Source organism: Curtobacterium sp. SGAir0471 (genome assembly GCF_005490985.1).
Lineage (GTDB): Bacteria > Actinomycetota > Actinomycetes > Actinomycetales > Microbacteriaceae > Curtobacterium.
The window spans coordinates 658,107-677,468 of record NZ_CP027869.1; the positions used below are offsets into that span (position 1 = coordinate 658,107).

The 19,362-nt window shown below is 71.7% G+C and carries 13 protein-coding genes; 11 read left to right on the top strand and 2 right to left on the bottom strand.

Annotated features, from left to right (window positions below; genetic code table 11):
- Nucleotides 1-18 precede the first annotated feature (18 nt).
- Complete coding sequence (locus C1N91_RS03145) at nucleotides 19-1,767, top strand: sensor histidine kinase (RefSeq protein ID WP_254678322.1); 1,749 nt, start codon at nucleotides 19-21, stop codon at nucleotides 1,765-1,767.
- Nucleotides 1,764-2,444 carry a response regulator gene (locus C1N91_RS03150; protein ID WP_175415889.1) on the top strand — a complete coding sequence of 227 codons (681 nt, stop codon included), beginning with the start codon at nucleotides 1,764-1,766 and terminating at the stop codon, nucleotides 2,442-2,444. Before C1N91_RS03145 ends, C1N91_RS03150 begins: the two co-directional genes overlap by 4 nt.
- 147 nt (nucleotides 2,445-2,591) lie before the next feature.
- Here C1N91_RS03150 and C1N91_RS03155 read toward each other — a convergent pair whose 3' ends face one another.
- Nucleotides 2,592-3,101 carry a BLUF domain-containing protein gene (locus C1N91_RS03155; protein ID WP_175415890.1) on the bottom strand — a complete coding sequence of 170 codons (510 nt, stop codon included), beginning with the start codon at nucleotides 3,099-3,101 and terminating at the stop codon, nucleotides 2,592-2,594.
- A gap of 103 nt (nucleotides 3,102-3,204) precedes the next feature.
- Between C1N91_RS03155 and C1N91_RS03160 the strand changes: the two genes are divergently transcribed.
- From C1N91_RS03160 to C1N91_RS03185, 6 genes are all read left to right on the top strand, one after another.
- Nucleotides 3,205-3,507: a hypothetical protein gene (locus C1N91_RS03160; RefSeq protein WP_137766567.1), complete on the top strand. Its 303-nt coding sequence runs from the start codon at nucleotides 3,205-3,207 to the stop codon at nucleotides 3,505-3,507.
- 110 nt (nucleotides 3,508-3,617) lie between these two features.
- Entirely contained in the window at nucleotides 3,618-4,682 is a 1,065-nt protein-coding gene (locus C1N91_RS03165; RefSeq protein ID WP_175415891.1) for a LacI family DNA-binding transcriptional regulator, read from the top strand.
- A gap of 89 nt (nucleotides 4,683-4,771) precedes the next feature.
- Nucleotides 4,772-6,094, top strand: a complete 1,323-nt coding sequence (locus tag C1N91_RS03170) for an ABC transporter substrate-binding protein (protein ID WP_137766569.1) — start codon at nucleotides 4,772-4,774, stop codon at nucleotides 6,092-6,094.
- Nucleotides 6,095-6,198: 104 nt separating this feature from the next.
- Nucleotides 6,199-7,191, top strand: coding sequence for a carbohydrate ABC transporter permease (locus tag C1N91_RS03175; protein WP_137766570.1), 993 nt, complete (start codon nucleotides 6,199-6,201; stop codon nucleotides 7,189-7,191).
- Nucleotides 7,188-8,132: a carbohydrate ABC transporter permease gene (locus tag C1N91_RS03180; protein ID WP_137766571.1), complete on the top strand. Its 945-nt coding sequence runs from the start codon at nucleotides 7,188-7,190 to the stop codon at nucleotides 8,130-8,132. Before C1N91_RS03175 ends, C1N91_RS03180 begins: the two co-directional genes overlap by 4 nt.
- A complete protein-coding gene (locus C1N91_RS03185; protein WP_137766572.1) occupies nucleotides 8,129-9,652 on the top strand; it encodes a glycoside hydrolase family 32 protein in 1,524 nt (507 codons plus the stop codon). The genes C1N91_RS03180 and C1N91_RS03185 overlap by 4 nt, the downstream gene beginning before the upstream one ends.
- A 71-nt stretch (nucleotides 9,653-9,723) precedes the next feature.
- Here C1N91_RS03185 and C1N91_RS03190 read toward each other — a convergent pair whose 3' ends face one another.
- Nucleotides 9,724-10,581 (bottom strand): formate/nitrite transporter family protein, encoded by an 858-nt coding sequence (locus C1N91_RS03190; RefSeq protein ID WP_137766573.1) that lies wholly within the window; start codon nucleotides 10,579-10,581, stop codon nucleotides 9,724-9,726.
- A gap of 204 nt (nucleotides 10,582-10,785) precedes the next feature.
- Here C1N91_RS03190 and C1N91_RS03195 point away from each other — a divergent pair, with 204 nt between their 5' ends.
- The 3 genes from C1N91_RS03195 to C1N91_RS03205 all read left to right on the top strand — a co-directional run bounded on the left by C1N91_RS03195 (nucleotide 10,786) and on the right by C1N91_RS03205 (nucleotide 19,263).
- Entirely contained in the window at nucleotides 10,786-16,215 is a 5,430-nt protein-coding gene (locus C1N91_RS03195; RefSeq protein WP_137766574.1) for a discoidin domain-containing protein, read from the top strand.
- A gap of 35 nt (nucleotides 16,216-16,250) precedes the next feature.
- Nucleotides 16,251-16,955, top strand: coding sequence for a 5'-methylthioadenosine/S-adenosylhomocysteine nucleosidase (gene mtnN / locus C1N91_RS03200; protein ID WP_137766575.1), 705 nt, complete (start codon nucleotides 16,251-16,253; stop codon nucleotides 16,953-16,955).
- Between the two features lie 358 nt (nucleotides 16,956-17,313).
- Complete coding sequence (locus C1N91_RS03205; protein WP_137766576.1) at nucleotides 17,314-19,263, top strand: potassium transporter Kup; 1,950 nt, start codon at nucleotides 17,314-17,316, stop codon at nucleotides 19,261-19,263.
- Nucleotides 19,264-19,362 lie beyond the last annotated feature (99 nt).

Genomic DNA, 19,362 nt, shown 5'->3' on the forward strand with positions numbered 1-19,362 from the left:
GAGCGAGGAGGCAGCACAGTGGTACCCCGTCGGTGGAGCATCGCCGCGCGACTCTTCGCGCTGCAGCTGCTGTTCGTCGTGGTCGGGGTCGCCGTCGGGGGCGCCTGGAGCTGGGCGTCCGCGCGGGCCGACCTCGAGGCGGACGCGGCCGAGAAGTCCACCGCCGTCGCTGTGTCCATCGCCCGCAACCCGTTCGTGCTCGACCAGGTCGACACCGCCGACCCCTCGCAGCAGCTCGAGCCGTACGCCCTCGACCTGATGCGGCGCACCCACACGGACTTCATCACGATCATGGCGCCGGACCGGACCCGGTGGACCCACCCCGACCGCTCGGAGATCGGCAGGCCGTTCCGCGGCACCGTCCAGCCGGCGCTCGAGGGACGGACCTTCACCGAGACGTTCTCCGGGACGCTCGGCCCGTCGGTGCGGGCCGTGACCCCGATCACCGACGCCGACGGGCGCGTGGTCGGACTCGTCGCCGCGGGTGTCACCGTGGCGAACATCTCGACCGCCCTGGTGCCCCGGCTCACCTCGGTCGTCCTGCTCGCCCTGGCGGTCGTCGCGGTGGCCGCGCTCTTCTCCTGGCTGCTGAGCCGCTACCTCGGTCGCGTCACCGCCGGGCGGGGGCCGGAGGAGCTCGCCCGTGTGTTCGCGTCCTACGAGGGCGTGCTCCACTCGGTGCACGAGGGACTCGTGGTGGTCGACCGGTCCGGCGCCGTGGTGCTGCACAACGACCGCGCCGCCGAACTGCTCCACCTGCCCGTGCCGGGGGAGCGCCAGGAGCCGATCCCGCTCGCGGCGCTCGACGTGCCGGACGCCCTGCGCACCCTGCTCGCCTCGGGCGACCGGGCCGTCGACGAGACGTACGCGACGAGCGACCGGGTGCTCGTCGTGAACCAGGAGATGGCGTTCCCGCGCGGGTCGACGAAGCCCCTCGGCACCGTCGCGACGATCCGCGACCAGACGGACCTGCTGCACCTGTCGGGGGAACTCGCCGCCACCCGGACGCTCACCGACGCGCTCCGCTCGCAGACGCACGAGTTCGCCAACCGACTGCACGCGGTGGTCGCGCTCATGGAGCTCGGCCGGGTCGACGAGGCGATCCGGTTCGCGTCCGACGAGATCGAGCGGCACAGCGAGGTCGAGCGGCGCCGTGCGGTCGGGCGCCCCGAGACGAACGGACCAGGCGCGGCCGACCACCCCGACGACTGCACTGACGACCACCCCGACGACTGCACTGACGACCGCCCTGACGACCGCCCCGACGACCCCGCCCGGACCGCTCCCGAGGTGCTCGACGCCCTCCTCGCCGCCAAGCGTGCGCAGGCAGCCGAACGCGGGGTCGACCTCGTCGCCGACACGAGCGGCCTGCTCGGCCCCGTCCCGGCGGCCCCCGGTGACGTCATCACCGTGCTCGGCAACCTCGTCGACAACGCCGTCGACGCCGTCGCCGGAGCCCGCCCCGGCAGGGAGCGGGGCCGCGTCGAGGTCGTCGTCTCCGGGGTCGACGGCCCCGGGCTCGACGGACGCGGGCTCGACGGACACGTCCGGCTCGTCGTCCGCGATGACGGACCCGGCATCGCCGACGTCAACGCCGTCTACCAGCGCGGCTGGTCGACGAAGCAGGCCGGGCCGGAGGGGCGGGGCATCGGCCTCGACCTCGTTCGCTCCACCCTCACCCGCACCGGCGGCACCGTGGACGTGACGACCGGGCCGGACGGCAGCACCTTCACGGTGCACCTGACCCCCCGGAGCGTGCCGACGTGACCGCACCCATCCGGGTCCTCGTCGTCGAGGACGAACCCCTGACCGCCGAGGCGCACGCCGCCTACGTCGCGCGTCTCGACGGCTTCACGGTGGTCGGCACCGTGGGCACCGGGCGGGAGATGCTCGCGACGGTCGCAGCGGAGCGGCCGGACCTCGTGCTGCTCGACCTGAACCTGCCGGACGCCCACGGCCTGCAGCTGGTCCGCGCCCTGCGCAGTGCGGGTTCCGCCGTCGACGTCATCGCGGTCACCGCCGCGCACGACGTCCGCGCGGTGCGGAACGCGATCGCCCTCGGGGTCGTGCAGTACCTCGTCAAGCCGTTCAGCTTCCGGTCGTTCGCCGACCGGATGACGTCGTACCGCGAGTTCCGGCGCGGGTTCGAGGACCGTCTGGCACTCACGCAGGCCGACATCGACCAGCGGCTCGGGACGCTGCGCCCGGTCGTGCCGACCGACCACGAGAAGGGCATCGCGCCCGAGACGCTCGGTCTGGTCCGCGACGCACTGCTCGAGCGCCCGGACGGCGGGTCGGCCTCCGAGGTCGCCGAGGCGACGGGGCTGTCGCGGGTGACCGCGCGGCGGTACCTCGAGCACCTGGCCGCCGCCGGGCAGGTCGGCAAGGACGTCCGCCACCGCGGGCAGGGCCGTCCGGAGTACGAGTACCGCTGGTTGCGGTGACGGGCGCGCTGCGGACGCTCGCCGGTCCGGACGGGAGGCACGGTGCGGTCCGTCGGGACACGCTGCGGCCGTGCGCGGCGCCGGACGGGAGGCGCGGTGCGGGCCGGTGCCGTGCCTCCCGTCCGGCGTTGTGTCGCGCGGGTGGGGTCAGCGGGGGCGGGCCGTGCCGGCGTCAGCCCCGCTGCCGTCGCGGTCCTGCCGGAACCACTGCAGCAGCTCCCGCACCGACCCGAGGTCCGGCGCCCCACCGTGGTCGTCCGGCAGGAAGTCGAGGTCGTCGAAGGTCGTGCGGTGCCCGGGCACCGCGGCGCGCTGCAGGGTCGCCTCGGCGGTGTAGCCCATCGACCAGTCGGGGAACTGCCGTGCGGGGACGTGCTCCTCGAGCAGCACGGTGACCCGGTCGTGCCGAGGGTCCTCGGCGATGAACGCCATCTTCTCGCGCACCGCCGCCGACGGACCCTCGAGCAGCTGCAGGAACCGGTGGTCACGGAAGAGCAGCAGACCGGTCACCCCGACGCGGGCGTTCGCGGTGCGGGCGTGCTCCAGCAGCTCGTCGAGGTCGTCGAGGCCGAATCCGACGACCGCACGGCTGGCGTAGACGAGGGACAGCAGGGGGCCGTCTGCCGGGGGCGGCGTCGGTTCGGGAGGTGACTGCACGGTCCCACTCAACCCGGGCGGCCCGGGAGCCGACCCGGCGACCGGGCCGAGCCGTCCCCCGGTTCCCTGGGACCGGCGACGAGCCGCTCTCTACGGTGGACCGGTGCGAGAAGAGCTTGAGGCGGTCCTGTCGGCGCACCGCGTCACCCCGCTGCCCGACGGCGTGGACCGTGCCAGCGCCTGCGACCCCGAGCTGCCGAGCGCGGAGATCGTCGGCTGGGCGACCCTCGTCGCCGCCGGGGTGCCGCTGTCGGCGACCGAGCAGGACCGGCTCGCGGACACGGCAGCGAACGCGTTCGCCCTGATCGCGCTGCTCCCCGTGGGGGCGCGGCCGTACTTCGCCCGCCTCGGCCTCATCGCGACCCTGGCGTCGGCGCTCGCCGTGGGAGCCCCTGCGCCGCGGTAGTCCCTCGCCGCGCCCGCGTCCGCCGAGTGCGTGACTAGGCTCAGCACGTGCGGTCCGCGGGTGGTTCCCGTGGAGCCGACGAGCCGGACCGGCAGAGGGCAGGAGACCACGTGGCGCGATCGACGAGCATCCGCGACGTGGCGGCCGAGGCCGGCGTGTCGATCACGACGGTGTCGCACGCCCTGAGCGGCAAGGGCACCGTGAGCGCACGGACGCGGCTGCGGGTCGAGGAGGCGGTCGAGCGCCTCGGGTACGCCCCGAACCCCATAGCCCGCGCCATGCGGACCGACCGCCGAGCGGTGCTGGGCTTCGTGTCCGAGGAGATCGCCTCGACCCCGTACGCCGGCAAGATCATCGTCGGAGCGCAGGCCGAGGCCGCCGCGCACGATCACGTCCTGATGATCGTCGACATCGCAGCGGGGGAGTTCGACGATCCGCGCATCGACGCGCTGATCCAGCGCCAGGTCGACGCGGTGGTGTTCGCCTCGGCGTCGAACCGGGTCATCCGGCTGCCGCGGTCGCTCGACCCGGCCCGGACCGTGCTGCTCGACGCCTTCGACCCGGCGGCCCCGGTGCCGTCCGTGGTGCCCGACGAGCAGGACATCGCCGCGACGGCGGTCCGGGCGCTGCTCGAGGCGGGGCACCGACGCATCGCGCACCTGACCGTCGAGGGCGCCGGTCCTGCCGTGACGGGTCGCGTCGAGGGGTACGAGCGGACCCTGGTCGACGCCGGCGGCACCCCCGTGGTGATCCGCGCGGCCGGCGAGGTCGCGGACGCCGCGGCCGGTCACCGGGCGGCGACGGAGCTGTTCGGGCCGGTGTCGCCGGGAGCGGCCGACCGGCACGACGGCGAGCGCCCGACCGCGGTGTTCGCCTTCAACGACCAGATGGCGATGGGCGTCTACCAGGTGGCGGAGGAACGGGGCATGCGGATCGGGCGGGACCTGTCGGTCGTGGGCATCGACGACCTCCAGCTCGTCGCGGCGGCCCTGCGACCGGGCCTGACCACCGTGGCGCTCCCGCACGAGCAGATGGGGCGTGCCGCCGTCCGTCGTGCGCTCGAGCAGACGGGGGCGCTGACGCCGCCGCTCGCGCCACGTGCGGGGGTCGAGCGGCTCCGCGGCGAGCTCGTCGTCCGCGACTCGATCGGACCGGGAACCGTTACTCGTTCGTGACCTCTGCCCGTGGCGAGCGGCGACGCCCTGTGTGATGCTCTTCCTCGACACAAAACGATTTGGGTTTGTGCGAGTGAAAGGTCGAAGTAATGAGGCTTCGTAAGGGCATCGCCGTCGCCGCCGCGCTCGCGGTCGGGACCGGCTTGACGCTGACCGGCTGCAGCGCCGGCGGATCCGGGTCGTCGTCGGACGGCACCGTCACGATCTCCGGTGGGTTCACCGGTGCACAGGCCACGGCGTTCCAGAAGGACCTGGACACGTGGGCCAAGGGCCAGGGCATCACGGTCAAGTACTCGGGCAGCGACAGCTTCCAGACGTCGATCGTCACCCAGGTGAAGGGCGGCCAGGCCCCCGACATCGCGATCTTCCCCCAGCCCGGTGTGCTGAAGTCGCTCATCAGCCAGGGCATCCAGCCGCTCGACGACCTCATCGACGTCAAGAGCGTCACGGCGGACGAGGCGAACGGCCTTGCCGACATCGCGAAGGTGAACGGCAAGACCTACGGCCTGCCCTACAACATCAACGTGAAGTCGCTCGTCTGGTACGACCCGGCGGCCTTCAAGGCGAAGGGGTACGAGGTCCCGAAGACGGACGCCGAGCTCACGGCGCTGCAGGACAAGATCATCCAGGACGGCTCCGGCTACCCGTGGTGCGTCGGCATCGCGTCGCAGGGCTCGAACGGCTGGCCGATGACGGACTGGCTCGAGGAGTACGTGCTGCGCTACGGCGGCCTGCAGAAGTACGACGACTGGATCACCCACAAGGTGAAGTTCGACTCGCCGCTGGTCAAGAAGGCCGCCGGCAAGGTCGAGTCGATGATCTTCGCCGACGGCGCGGTCAACGGCGGCGGCAAGGCCATGGCCTCGACCGACTTCGGCGCGGCGGGCAACAACCTGTTCGTCGACGGCGGCAAGTCGGCCGGTCAGTGCTACATGATGCGTCAGGGCACGTTCATCACCGGTAACTTCCCGGAGACGATCCAGCAGCAGATCGCGAAGGGCGACACGACGAACGTGAACGCCTTCCCGCTCCCGACCCCCGAGGGCGCAGCGACGTCGGGCACGCTCGGCGGTGGTGACCTGGTCGCCGCGTTCAAGAAGGACGACGCCACCAAGAAGGTCGTGGACTACCTGGTCGGCAAGGAGTTCGGCACGAACGGCTACGCCAAGAACTGGTCCGCCGCGCTCTCGCCGCACAACGACTTCCCGGCCTCGGAGTACACCAGCCCGTTCCAGAAGGTGGCGCAGCAGGCCGTGAAGGACTCGAAGGTCTTCGGCTTCGACGCCTCCGACCAGATGCCCGGGGCCGTCGGTGCCGGAACCGAGTGGACGAACCTGACTGCGTGGACCGCGGGACAGCAGTCCCTCGACCAGACGCTGAAGGCCATCGACGACTCCTGGCCGTCGCAGTAACACCCTCCACCCTCGCCGTGGCGGTGCCGAACCGGCACCGCCACGGCCCTCGGCGCCTGCACGCCGCGACAGCACACCCCGACAACGAAGTGAGGTGACCCCTCGTGCAGCAAGTCCTCAGCGTCCTCGTCTCCGTCATCGGCGGACTGGCCGTCTCGTTCCTGATCTACCTCGGGCTCAACTTCCTGGTCTCGAAGACGCACGGCAAGTGGCACGGTCGCCTCCTGCCCTACGTCTTCATCGGCCCGGTCCTGCTCCTCCTGCTCGTCTTCCTGGTCGTCCCGACGGTGCAGACCGTCATCCAGAGCCTGCAGAAGACCGACCAGTACGGGCTGACGTCCTTCGGCGGCCTCGACAACTACGTCTCGCTCTTCTCGACCCCGTCGTTCCTGTCGACCCTGCTCAACAACCTGCTGTGGATCATCGTCGTCCCCGCGGTGGTGGTCGTGATCGGCCTGCTCGTGGCCACCCTGGCGGACCGCCTCGGCCCGAAGCGCGAGAAGACCTTCAAGTCGCTGATCTTCCTGCCGATGTCGGTGAGCTTCATCGCCGCCGCGTCGATGTGGTCGTTCGTGTACGCGTACAACGCTCCGGGCCAGCCGCAGGTCGGCCTGCTCAACGGCATCTGGACCGCGATCACGCACCAGAACCCGGTCCCGTGGCTGCAGAACGACTTCCTGCGGATGAACAGCTTCCTGCTCATGGCGGTCGTCATCTGGCTCAACGCCGGCTACGCGATGGTGCTGCTCTCCGCGGCGATCAAGGCCGTGCCCGAGGAGACGATCGAGGCGGCGCGCATCGACGGTGCGAGCGAGCGCCAGGCGTTCTTCCGTGTGATCGCACCCCAGATCCGGACGACGATCATCGCCGTCGGCATCACGGTGCTCATCACGGTGATGAAGATCTTCGACATCGTCTTCGCGATGACGAACGGGCAGTTCGACACCAACGTGCTCGGCGTCGAGTTCTACTCGCAGTTCTTCGCGTTCAACAACCCCGGGAAGGCGTCCGCCGTGGTCGTCATCCTCATCCTCGCCGTGGTGCCGGTCATCGTGTACCAGGTGCGCACCTACCGTGAACAGGAGGCCCTCCGATGACCGAGATCGTCCCGGTGGCCGGTGCCCCGAAACTCGTCGCGACGAAGCGCGAGCGGGTCACGAAGACCAGCGCCGAGCGGCGTCCCCGTGTCCTGCTCAGCATCGTGATGGGCGTCATCGCGGTGCTCTGGATGGTGCCCGCGATCGGCCTGCTCATCACGAGCTTCCGCACCACGACCGCCGCGCAGAGCACCGGGTGGTGGACCGTCTTCGGCAACCTGTTCGGCACCGAGTGGACCCTCGACAACTACTCGAACGCCCTGACCGGGGCGACCTCCGGCACCGGGCAGAGCCTGGCTGCCGAGTTCCTGAACAGCGTCGCGGTCGCGGTGCCGGCCACGATCCTGCCGCTGATGATCTCGGCGTTCGCGGCCTACGCGTTCACGTTCCTGCAGTTCCGGTTCAAGGAGTTCTACTTCGCGGTGATCGTCGGTCTGCTCGTGGTGCCGGTGCAGATCTCGCTCATCCCGGTCCTGCAGCTGTACAAGTCGATCACGCAGGCGACGGGGCTGCAGATCACGGGCACCTTCCCCGCGGCGTGGATCGTGCACTCGGCGTTCGCGCTGCCGCTGTGCATCTACATCCTGCGGAACTACATGTCGACCCTGCCGGTCGCGCTGATCGAGGCCGCCCGCGTCGACGGGGCGTCGCACTTCCAGATCTTCTGGCGGCTCGCGGTCCCGATGTCGGTGCCGGCGCTGGCGTCGTTCGCGATCTTCCAGTTCCTCTGGGTGTGGAACGACTACCTCGTGGCGTACATCTTCATCGGCAACACGAACCCGGTGCTGCAGCAGGGCCTGCTCGGTCTGCTCGGACAGTACGGGTCGGGCTGGAACCTGGTCGCGGCCGGGTCGTTCATCGTGCTCATCGTGCCCCTCGTGGTGTTCCTGTCGCTCCAGCGCTTCTTCGTCCGCGGCCTCACCGCCGGGTCGGTCAAGTGAGCACCGTGACGGAGGAGGGGACCGCACGGGAGACCGCGGTGCTCCGGCGCCCGCGGCGGCACTTCACCCCCACCCGGAACTGGATGAACGACCCGAACGGGCTCGTCCGCCACGACGGGCGGTGGCACCTGTACTTCCAGCACAACCCGAACGGCATCGACCACGGCACGGTCGGCTGGGGGCACGCGTCGAGCCCCGACCTGCTGACCTGGACGGAGCACGAGGTCGCGCTCGAGGCCGACGACGACGGCCAGGTCTTCTCGGGCTCCGTCGTCTTCGACGCGGAGAACACGAGCGGGCTCGGGTCGGCGGAGCACCCGCCCCTGGTGGCGATCTGGACGCAGGCCGCCGAGACCGAGCAGTCGCAGGCACTCGCGTCCAGCACGGACGGCGGGTACCGGTGGCGGAAGCACCCGGGCAACCCGGTGCTGCGACGCGGGTCCGCCGACTTCCGCGACCCGAAGGTGTTCCGGTACGAGGGCACCGACGGCCCCTGCTGGATCATGGTCGCGGTCGAGGCCCAGGACCGCCAGGTGCTCGTGCACCGCTCGACGGACCTGCTGTCGTGGGCGCTCGTGTCCACCTACGGCCCTGCCGGTCCGGTCGGCGGGGTGTGGGAGTGCCCGGACCTGTTCCCGCTGGCCGTCGACGGCGACCCGGACCGCGTGGTCTGGGTGCTGCTCATCAGCCTCAACCCGGGCGGGGTCGCGGGCGGTTCCGGCACGCACGTCGTGCTCGGGCAGTTCGACGGCGAGCGGTTCGTCCCCGACGAGCCGCTGCCGGCCGAGACCCGGCTGCCGGACGGTTCGTGGCGGCAGCAGTCCACCGAGGAGCTCGCGACGTACCGGTGGCTCGACCACGGTCCGGACGCGTACGCCGGCGTCACCTTCTCGGGCACCGAGGGACCGGACCGGACCCTCGTCGCCTGGATGGACAACTGGGACTACGCGAAGGAGCTGCCGACCCGTCCGTGGCGCGGCGCGATGACCGCCGCCCGGGTGCTCGGTCTCACCGAGCGGGACGGCCGGCTCAAACTGGTGCAGCGGATCGTCGGACCGGCGAGCGGAGCGGAGGAGGTGCTCCGGCAGCAGGACGACGCGGCCACCGAGCACGACCTGCCCGGTGTGGTCCGCGTCGAGGTCGCGATCACGCTGCGCGAGGCATCGGGCGTGGTGCGGCTGGACGTCGACGACGCCGACGGCCGCCGACGGCTCGGGCTCCGGTACGACGCCGCCGACGCCTCGCTCCGACTCGACCGGCCCGCCGCCGACGGGCTCCCCGCGGCGTTCGAGCGGCACGTCGCCGTGACGGTCCGACCCGACGGCGACCGCGTGGCGCTCACCCTGTGGTTCGACGAGTCGTCGGTCGAGGTCTCGTCCGGTGGCGGTACCGGCTCGATGACGGCGCTGCTCGCCGGGTCGGCGACCGACGGCAGGCGCCGCCTGCTGGTGGACCCCGGTCCGCACGCGGTCGCGGTGACGGCGTCCGCCGACACGGACGAGCCGACCCCGGTCGGGTGAGCGGGACCCGGTGACGGACGGGAGGCCCGTGGCGGCGCCGCCACGGGCCTCCCGTCCGTCGTCCGTACCCGTCAGCGCGCGGTGCCCCGCTCCTGCTCACCGGCCCCGCGGTCCGGCGCGTCCGGCGCCTCGCGCCGCCGCCCGCGCAGCAGGTCCGCCGACCGGATGATCCGGAGCGACGTCACGAGCACGACCCCGCCGAGGACGTTGAACAGGAGCACGTAGCCGAACCAGGCGGCCCACTGGCCGTACGTGATCGCCGCGCCGGCCTGGATCGCGCCGAAGACCAGCAGCGAGTCCAGGATCGAGTGGAAGAGCTGCAGGCCGGCCAGCAGGAAGCCGCCGGCGACCGCCGCGACGAGCTTCGCCGGGTCCGAGTCCGTACCCTGCTGCATCCGCGTCACCAGGGTGATGGTGCTGCCGCCGAGCACGGCGAGCACCGCGGTCTGCAGCCCGAAGGGGGCGTCGACGTAGTGCCGGGCGGACTCCTCGAGCACCGTGTGCCACTGCGGGAACGCCTGCACGACGAGCCACATCACGACCCAGCCGCCGGCGAGGTTGCTGACCAGCGTGCCGAGCCAGAGCCGGAGGAGCTGCCGCACCGTGCCCTCGCGGGCGACGAGCGCCACGATCGGCATCAGGAAGTTCTCCGTGAAGAGCTCGCTGTGCGCCAGGTACAGCGCCACGAGGCCGATGCTGAAGGCGATGCCCGCGAGCAGGTGGCTGTCGGTCTCGTGCAGCACGGCGAGGTAGCCCATGACGCCGAGCCCGATCTCCAGGCCCCCCGCGAACCCCGTCGCCAGGACGACCCGGGTCGTGCGCTGCAGCCGTTCGGCGCCCTCGTCGACCACCGCGTCGAAGGACTCCTCGATCTCGTCCTCGACCGGGGCGTCGCTGTCGCCGACCTCGCGGCGTCGTTCGTCCGTCACCGGTCCGACGGTAGCCCCGCCGGACCTGGGCGGCGGCAGGGTGCGCGTCGGGGCTCGGCGCACGCGGACGGAGGTCACGCATCACCACGCTTCCGGGACGGATCCTCACTTCTGCTGACGTCAGGGTCGAGGCTGCCGACAGGGGTCCGTGCGACCCGACGCACGCACCGCCGCCGAACCTCCGCCCCCGGAAGGGACCCCTCCGTGCACCTGGTCCGCACCGTCGTCGTCACGCTCCTGCTCGGCGCGCTCTCGCTCGCGCCCGTCGTCACCGTGGATGCCGCGTCCGCGGCCACCCCGCCGCCGGACCCCGCGGCCACCTCGGCCGCCAGGTCGGGAACCGCCGATCCCGCGCACCCGCCGGCGGAGCGGCTCGCGGCGACCGCTGCCGACCCGGCCGCGCCGAGCGTCGACGGCGTGCGCGTCGGCGACGGGTCCTACGCGCCGACGCCCCCGGCCGAGATCGCGTCCATCGCCGACGTGCGGAAGACCGTCGACCAGCACCTGTACGTCGACCCGTCGCAGCAGGGCAAGCCCGTCCCCACGAACCAGTGGTGGACCGACCTGCTCGTCAGCAGGTACTCCGGCGACATGTGGGCGTACCCCTTCGTCTCGTCGAACAGTGCGCAGGGGGCGAAGCTCACGTACCCGACGGCCTGGAACGCCGACGGCACCGCGATGCGGCTCGACGCCCCGGTCACCGTCGGCGGCACGGTCGACCCGACGCCCGACGCGTCGGACCGCGTGCTCGCCGACTTCGAGGACGGCCTGCCCGACGGGTGGACCACCACCGGCGACGCCTTCGGCGGGACCGCCTCCGGCACCGCTCCCGGACAGAGCGCGGTGTCCGGCTGGCTCGGCCGTGGGTTCATCGACTCGTTCACCGGCCGTGACGGTGACGGCGCGACCGGCACGCTCACCTCGCCGGAGTTCACCGTCGACCGGTCGACCCTGGCCTTCCTGGTCGGCGGCGGTCGGCACCCCGGTGCCGAGGCGGTGCAGCTCCTCGTCGACGGCGAGGTCGTCGAGGAGGCCACGGGCGCGGACAGCGAGGAGCTGCGCTGGACGTCGTGGGACGTCAGTGCGTACCGCGGTGCGACGGCGCAGCTCCGGGTCGTCGACTCGCTCCGCGCCGGGTGGGCGCACGTCCTGGTCGACCAGGTTCTGCTCACCGACGCCCCGGACGGCATCGCGCAGCGGTTCACCACGGCGTTCTCCGCCGATCGAGCCGACGCCCTGCGCTGGGGCGACTGGAACGTCAGCTGGCGGATGCCGCAGGCCGGACCGGGCGGGCAGTACATGGACGTCACGAGCGTGCAGGGGTCGCCGTACGAGTGGTTCGAGTTCCACGGCATGACCCCGCGGATCACGCTGCAGGACGGTGCCGTGCTCACCGACGGTGACGGTGCCGGACTGGCGGCAACGATCACGACGGACCGGTTCGAGATCCGGCAGGACGGGCACGTGTTCGGCGTGCACGCACCCACCGGGACGACCTTCACCCGGTCGGGCAACACGCTCGAGGCGTCCGCGGGAACGCCCTTCCTCGTCCTCAGCGCCGTGCCGGAGCGGGGGCTGACGCTGGACGACCTGCACCGCACGGCCTTCGCCGTGCCGCGGGACACCCGGATGGACTACTCGTACGACCCCGCGGCGGGACAGGTCGAGCAGCGGTGGTCGCTGCAGACCGACGTGCTGCAGGGCACGGACCACGACACCGTCCAGGGGTGGTTGCAGCACCAGTACGCGGAAGCGACGCACGACCTCGACTTCACCGGTGCGACCTACGCGACACCGCGCGGCACGATGAAGACGACCGTCGGGCACGACGGCTGGACGCTCCGGTACGCCTTCAGTGGTCTGACCCCGATCGGTGCCGAGCCGATGAGCACGGGCGACGACCCGTACCGCGAGGACGTCATGCGGCAGTACCTGTCGGACTACGCCGAGAAGACGACCTACGGCGGCGACACCTACTGGGGCGGCAAGGACCTGCAGCAGCTCGGCGCGTACATGAGCGTCGCGGACCAGATCGGGGACACCGAGGACGCCGACCGGATGCGGGCGACCCTCGAGCATGCGCTCACGGACTGGTACACGTACAGCCAGGGCGAGCGGGAGCACTTCTTCGCGATGTACCCGACGTGGAAGGCCCTGATCGGCTTCAGCGACTCGTACGGGTCCGCACAGTTCAACGACAACCACTTCCACTACGGCTACTTCACGCTCGCGACCGCGCTGCTCGGACGGGCCGACCCGGAGTGGGCCCAGCGGTACGGTGACATGGCGACCCTGGTCGCGAAGCAGTACGCGAACTGGGACCGGGACGACGAGCGCTTCCCGCACTTCCGCACCTTCGGGGTGTGGACCGGCCACTCCAACGCCGGCGGGGTGTCGTCGCCCGGCGGCAACAACCAGGAGTCGTCGTCCGAGGCGATCCAGTCCGAGGCCGGGTTGTTCCTGCTCGGCACCGTGCTGGGTGACCGCGACATGCAGGCAGCGGGTGCGGTGCAGTACGTCACCGAGCGTGCAGCCGTGCGCGACTACTACCAGAACGCCCACGGCAACCCTGCGTCGGCTTCGTACGACGGGAACGGTGCGTTCCCCGAGGCCTACGACGCCGGCCAGGCGGGCATCCTGTTCGACTCCGGCCAGGCCGAGGCGACGTACTTCTCCGGCGACCCCGCGTGGATCTACGGGATCCAGTGGATGCCGACCGCGCCGTGGTTCACGTACTTCGGGTGGGACCCGGACTTCTCGAAGGCGATCATGCGGAAGATGATGGCCGCCAGGGGCGAGGTCGTCGGGCAGGACGGCGTCGTGAACGGCAACGCCGGGCACGTGCAGATGCTCACGAAGAAGTGGTGGGGTGTCGGCACCTACGGGGACGTCGTGATCACGCGGGACCGGGTCGCCGCCATCGGCGAGCTGCAGGACGCGATCCGCGCCGTCGAGCGGAACCACCCGGGCTACGTGACGGCGAGGACCGCGTCCAACCCGCTGTACGACCGGTCGACGGACTCGCTGTACGTCTCGGTCGACGACGACGGCACCGTCGTGTTCCCGTCCCGCTACTGGACGCCCGAGACCCTGCCGGCGGCACTCGTGCCCGCGCAGCTCGACGGCCCGACGGCGGATCGGCAGCCGGGGGACTGGCCGACGCCGTCGCCGCTCCTGCCGTTCCTCGTGACCGACTACCGGGCGGACCCCGCCACGATCGACCGGTTGTACGGCGTCGACCTGACCGATCACCGCCCGGGCACCGACACGGCCCACGCAGCCGCGGTGTTCAGCGAGATGGGCGACGCGCTCGGCAACGTCGTCCTCGGGTTCCTCGCGCAGTACGACCCGGACACGTACGCCGACGTGCACGCCGCACTGTGGGAGGCGCAGGACCCGGCCGTGACCGGTCGGTCGATGGCCGGGATGGTCTACCACCAGGCGATGTCGAACCGCACCGTCGGCCACGAGGTCACGGACCGCCACACGACGAACCCGCTGAGCCAGGTGTTCCGCGCTGCCGACGGCACGTACTCCTACGTGATCGACAACATCGACGACGTCCAGCGCACGTACGACGTGGTCGAGGGCCAGCGGGTCATCGGGCAGATCGCGGTGCCCGCACGGACGCAGATCACGTCCCACCTCGACGCCCGGCTGGCGAAGGTCGTCGTCGGGACCGAGGGCGACCCGCGGACGGTCACCCCGGGCAGCACGACCGTGTTCACCGCGACCGGCTACGACCAGTACGGCGCGACCATGCCGCTCGACGACGTGCGGTGGTCGACCAGCGCGGGGACGATCGACCAGGACGGCACCCTGCACGCGGGAGCGGCGGCGGACGAGGTGTCCGTCACCGCGACCGTCGGCACGGTCTCCGACTCGTACGACCTCCGCGTCGCGCCGGCACCGGTGCTCACCGGCATCACGGTGACGCCCGACGTCACGCGCGTCGTGGTCGGCGAGCGGACGACCTTCTCGGCGACCGGGCACGACCAGTACGGCGACCCCGCCCCGCTGCCGACCGTCGTCACCTGGAGCACCACCGCACCCGGCACGGTCACCGGCGACGGGACCCTCACCACCTCGGCCCCCGGCGCGGGCTGGGTCGTGGCGACCGTCGGTGACGTCGAGGGCGCTGCCGTCGTGTCGTCGATCGCGTCGGTGCCCGTCGTCAGCGGGACCGCCGCCGTGGCGAGCTCGACGGACGGGGGCAACGCCGCGGCGAAGGCCGTTGACGGGGACCCCACGACCCGCTGGGAGAGCGCGCACGGCGTCGACACGGTGGACCTGACGCTCGACCTCGGCTCCGTGCGGGACGTCGAGGACGTCCGGGTCACGTGGGAGAACGCCGCCGCGGCACGGTACGTCGTGCAGGTGTCCGACACGGACGACGGCCCCTGGCGGGACGTCCGGACCGTGACGAACACGGACGCCTCGATCGACACCGTGCCGGTCGGAGCGACGACCCGCTTCGTCCGGCTGCACCTGACCGACCGGCTCACCCAGTACGGCTACTCGGTGTGGGACGTGCAGGTGACCGGGACGCCGACCGCGGCCGACGTGGACGTCCGTGACCTGCTGGTCGCCCCGCGCAGCGCCACGGTGCTGCCCGGCTCGTCCGTCCGGCTCGCCGCGTACGGGTTCGACGCCGACGGGTACGGCGGTCTGCTGACCGGTGACGCCCGGCCCGCCTGGACCGCGGACGAGGGCACGACGGTGAGCGCCTCGGACGCGGTGACCGTGCCGGACCGCGGCGGCGTCACCACCACCGTCCGTGCCGCGCGCGGTGCCGCGACCGGGCAGGCCGTCCTCAGGACGCTCGACCAGGGCGGGGCACCGGCCGTGTCCCGCGACGTCGCTGTCGGCAAGCCGGTGACGACCTCGTCGGACGAGCGCGGCGACCTGTCCGGCGACGCGGCGGTCGACGACGACGACACGACCCGGTGGTCGAGCACCGCCCGCGACGGGGAGTGGCTCGCCGTCGACCTCGGTTCGGTGCTGCCGCTCGACCGCGTCGAGGTCGTCTGGGAGGCGGCAGCGGCCGCGTCCGACCACGTCGAGGTGCGCGACCGGACATCGGACCCGTGGCGTACGGTCGCGACGACGACCGACGGCAGGGGCGGGACCGAGACGCACGCCCTCGACGGCGTCCGCGCCCGCTTCGTGCGCCTGGTCGCCGACACGCGCACCACGCAGTACGGCGTCTCCGTGTGGTCGTTCCGGGTGTTCTCCACCGAGGGTGCACCGACGCCGGACCTCGCCCGCCGCGCCGCGGTGTCGTCGTCCGGCGACGAGTCGGCGGGGGTCCCGGCGCGCAACGCCGTCGACGGGGACCCGGGCACGCGGTGGGCGAGCGAGCACCGGGACGACGCCCGGCTCGACGTCGACCTCGGCGCGCGGCACGAGGTGCACGAGGCGACGATCCGGTGGGAGGCTGCGTACGGCCGCGCGTACCGCATCGAGGGACGGGACGGGACGACCGGCGAGTGGACGACGATCGCGACGGTGACGGACGGCGACGGCGGCACCGACCGGGTGCCGCTGTCCGGCAGCTGGCGACAACTCCGTCTGCAGGGTGTCGACCGGGCGACGCCGTACGGCTACTCGCTCTGGACGTTCGAGGTCCGGTGACGGCGGCGGGCCCACGCGCGTGCGAGGATCGGTCGGTGCAAGCAACGCCCGTCGCCGTCGTCATCGCCGCGATGACCGAGGAACTGTCCGCCGTCGCCGCCCTGCTCGGGGGCGTGGTCATCGACGACGGCCCGGTCGGCGGACACGACGAACACCACCTGCTCGACGTGGACGGCTCGGTGGTCGCCCTGCGGCGCAGCGGCATCGGGTTCACGAACGCCACGGCGGCCGTCGCGCACTGCTACCACGACTTCGGTGCCGTCCCGGTGCTCAGTGTCGGGACCGCCGGGGGCCTGATGCGCGGCGTCGAGATCGGTGACGTCGTCGTGGGTGAGCACTACGTCAACATCAACGCGGACGCGACGGCCTTCGGCTACGCGCTCGGGCAGGTCCCGGGGATGCCGCCGCAGTACGCACCGGATTCGCGGATGCTCGCCCGCGCGGCGGCTGCGCAGACCCCGTACCGCATCCGTTCGGCGACCATCGGGTCGAGCGAGGTCTTCGTGACCGAGGGACGCGCCCGCACCCTGCGCGAGGTCTTCCCGGCGGTCGCGGCGGTGGACATGGAGTCGGCTGCGATCGCCCAGTTCGCACACGTGCACGACATGCCGTTCCTGTCGATCCGGGGGATCAGCGACCTGTGCGCGCCCGACGGCGACGAGTTCCGTGAGCACCTCGACGACGCGTCGGCGCGCGCCGCACGCGTGGCACACGACGTGCTGCTCGACCTGGCGGCCTGAGCGTCGGCCGCGGGCCGCCGCGGTCGGTGACCGGCTCGGCTCAGCGACGGCGGCGGCTGGCGATCAGGCCGCCGAACACCAGGACGACCGCGATCACGAAGACGATCAGCTGGGCCGGCTCGAACCCGTCGAGGTTCATGGTGCACTCCTTCCGCGCGCGGGACGTCCGCGCTCGCGTCGTCCCGAACGGTAGGACGCGGTTCCTGTACGCGTCGAGGGGACGGGGTACGAGTCCTCCACACCAGCCGGTCTCCGCACAGTCCTGCACGGATGGGTGTCCGCCGAGAACACCGGAGCGTGAGCGGTGCGAGGATGATCCGCGGTCGTCGCCCGGACGACCCCGACGGAAGAGACGAGCGTGACCGAGACCCGCTCCCAGTCGCCGACGACCGACGCGGTCGACGACGGCGCCCACGGCCCCGCCAAGGGCGTCGCTGCCCTGGCGCTCGCCGCGCTGGGCGTGGTCTTCGGTGACATCGGCACGAGCCCGCTGTACGCCCTCCGTACGGTCTTCACCATCGACGGCGGCATCGTCAAGGCGAACCAGGAGGACGTGTACGGCGTCATCTCGATCATGTTCTGGAGCGTCACGATCGTCGTGTCGATCAAGTACGTGCTCGTGCTCATGCGCGCCGACAACGACGGCGAGGGCGGCGTGATGGCGCTCGCCGCGCTGGCCCGGCGCCTGTACGCGAAGCGTCGCGGGGGAGCGACGGTATTCCTGGTCATCGGCATCATCGGCGTCTCGCTGTTCTACGGCGACTCCGTGATCACGCCGGCCGTGTCCGTCCTCTCCGCGGTCGAGGGGCTGTCGACCGCGGCGCCGTCGCTCGACCACCTCATCGTGCCGATCGCGGCGGTCATCCTGGTGCTGCTGTTCCTCGTGCAGCGGTTCGGCACCGGCAAGGTCGGCAACCTGTTCGGCCCGGTGATGCTGCTCTGGTTCGTCGTCATCGCGGTCGCCGGCGTGCCGCACATCGTGGCGCACCCCGGGGTCCTGCAGGGGCTGTCGCCGACGTGGGCGATCGCCTTCCTCGTCGCCCACCCGTACATCACCTTCGTGGCGATGGGCGCTGTCGTGCTCGTCATCACCGGAGCAGAGGCGCTGTACGCGGACATGGGCCACTTCGGTCGTCCGGCGATCCTGCGCGCCTGGTTCTTCGTCGTGTTCCCGGCGCTCGTGCTCAACTACCTGGGGCAGGCGTCGCTCGTCCTCGAGGACCCCTCGGCGGCGAAGGACCCGTTCTTCCTGCTCTTCCCCGATGCCCTGCAGATCCCGGTCGTGGTGCTCGCGACGATGGCCACGGTGATCGCGAGCCAGGCCGTCATCTCCGGCGCGTTCTCGCTCACGCGCCAGGCGATCCAGCTCGGGTTGCTGCCACCGCTCACGATCCGGCAGACCTCGCGTGAAGAGGGCGGCCAGATCTACCTGCCGGCGGTCAACCTGCTGCTCTTCATCGGTGTGCTGGCGATCATGCTCGCCTTCCGGTCGTCGGCGAGCCTGGCGACGGCGTACGGGGTGTCCGTCACGGGTGCGCTGGTCGTGGACACGCTGCTGCTGCTCCTGGTCGTCAAGCCGCTCTGGCACTGGGCGACGTGGAAGCTCGTGCTGGCCGCCGTGGTCTTCGGCGGTCTCGAGCTGACCTTCCTCGCCGGCAACCTGTCGAAGATCGTGCACGGCGGCTGGGTCCCGCTGCTCATCGCCCTCGCGGTGATCACGCTGATGACCACGTGGCGCCGCGGACGGCAGCTGGTGCAAGAGGAACGCAAGGAACGCGAGGGGTCGCTCGCCGACTTCATCGAGCGCATCAACACGAAGCACATCCCGCGGGTCGAGGGGATCGCGATCTTCCCGCACCCGAACAAGGAGACGACCCCGCTGGCGCTCCGGGCGAACGTCGAGCACAACCACGTGGTGCACCGGACCGTGCTCATCGTCTCGGTGCTCACCGCGAACGTGCCGCACGTGCCGCACGCGAAGGCGTTCTTCCGTGACGACCTCGGCTACGAGGACGACGGCATCGACCACATCACCGTGAAGTTCGGGTTCTCCGACGACCAGGACCTGCCACGCGCCCTGCACGCCGCCTGTCTCGCCGAGGTGCTCGACATCGACCCGGACGAGATCGCGAAGGCGTCGTACTTCATCTCGCGCGGCGCCCTCCGGCCGCAGCCGGGCAACCGGGGCATGGCTCGCTGGCGCAAGAAGCTTTTCGTCGGCCTGGCGCACAACGCGGCCGATCCTGCGGCCCGGTTCGGCCTGCCGGCCCAGCGCACGGTGACGATGGGCAGCGACGTCGAGCTCTGACCCTGGTCGCGCTCGACCCACCGTCCAGGTGGACGGCGTAGCGTCCGACGGGTCGTTCCGCCAACCGGGCTCCTGCGGCACCGAGCGGAAGCCGCCCCC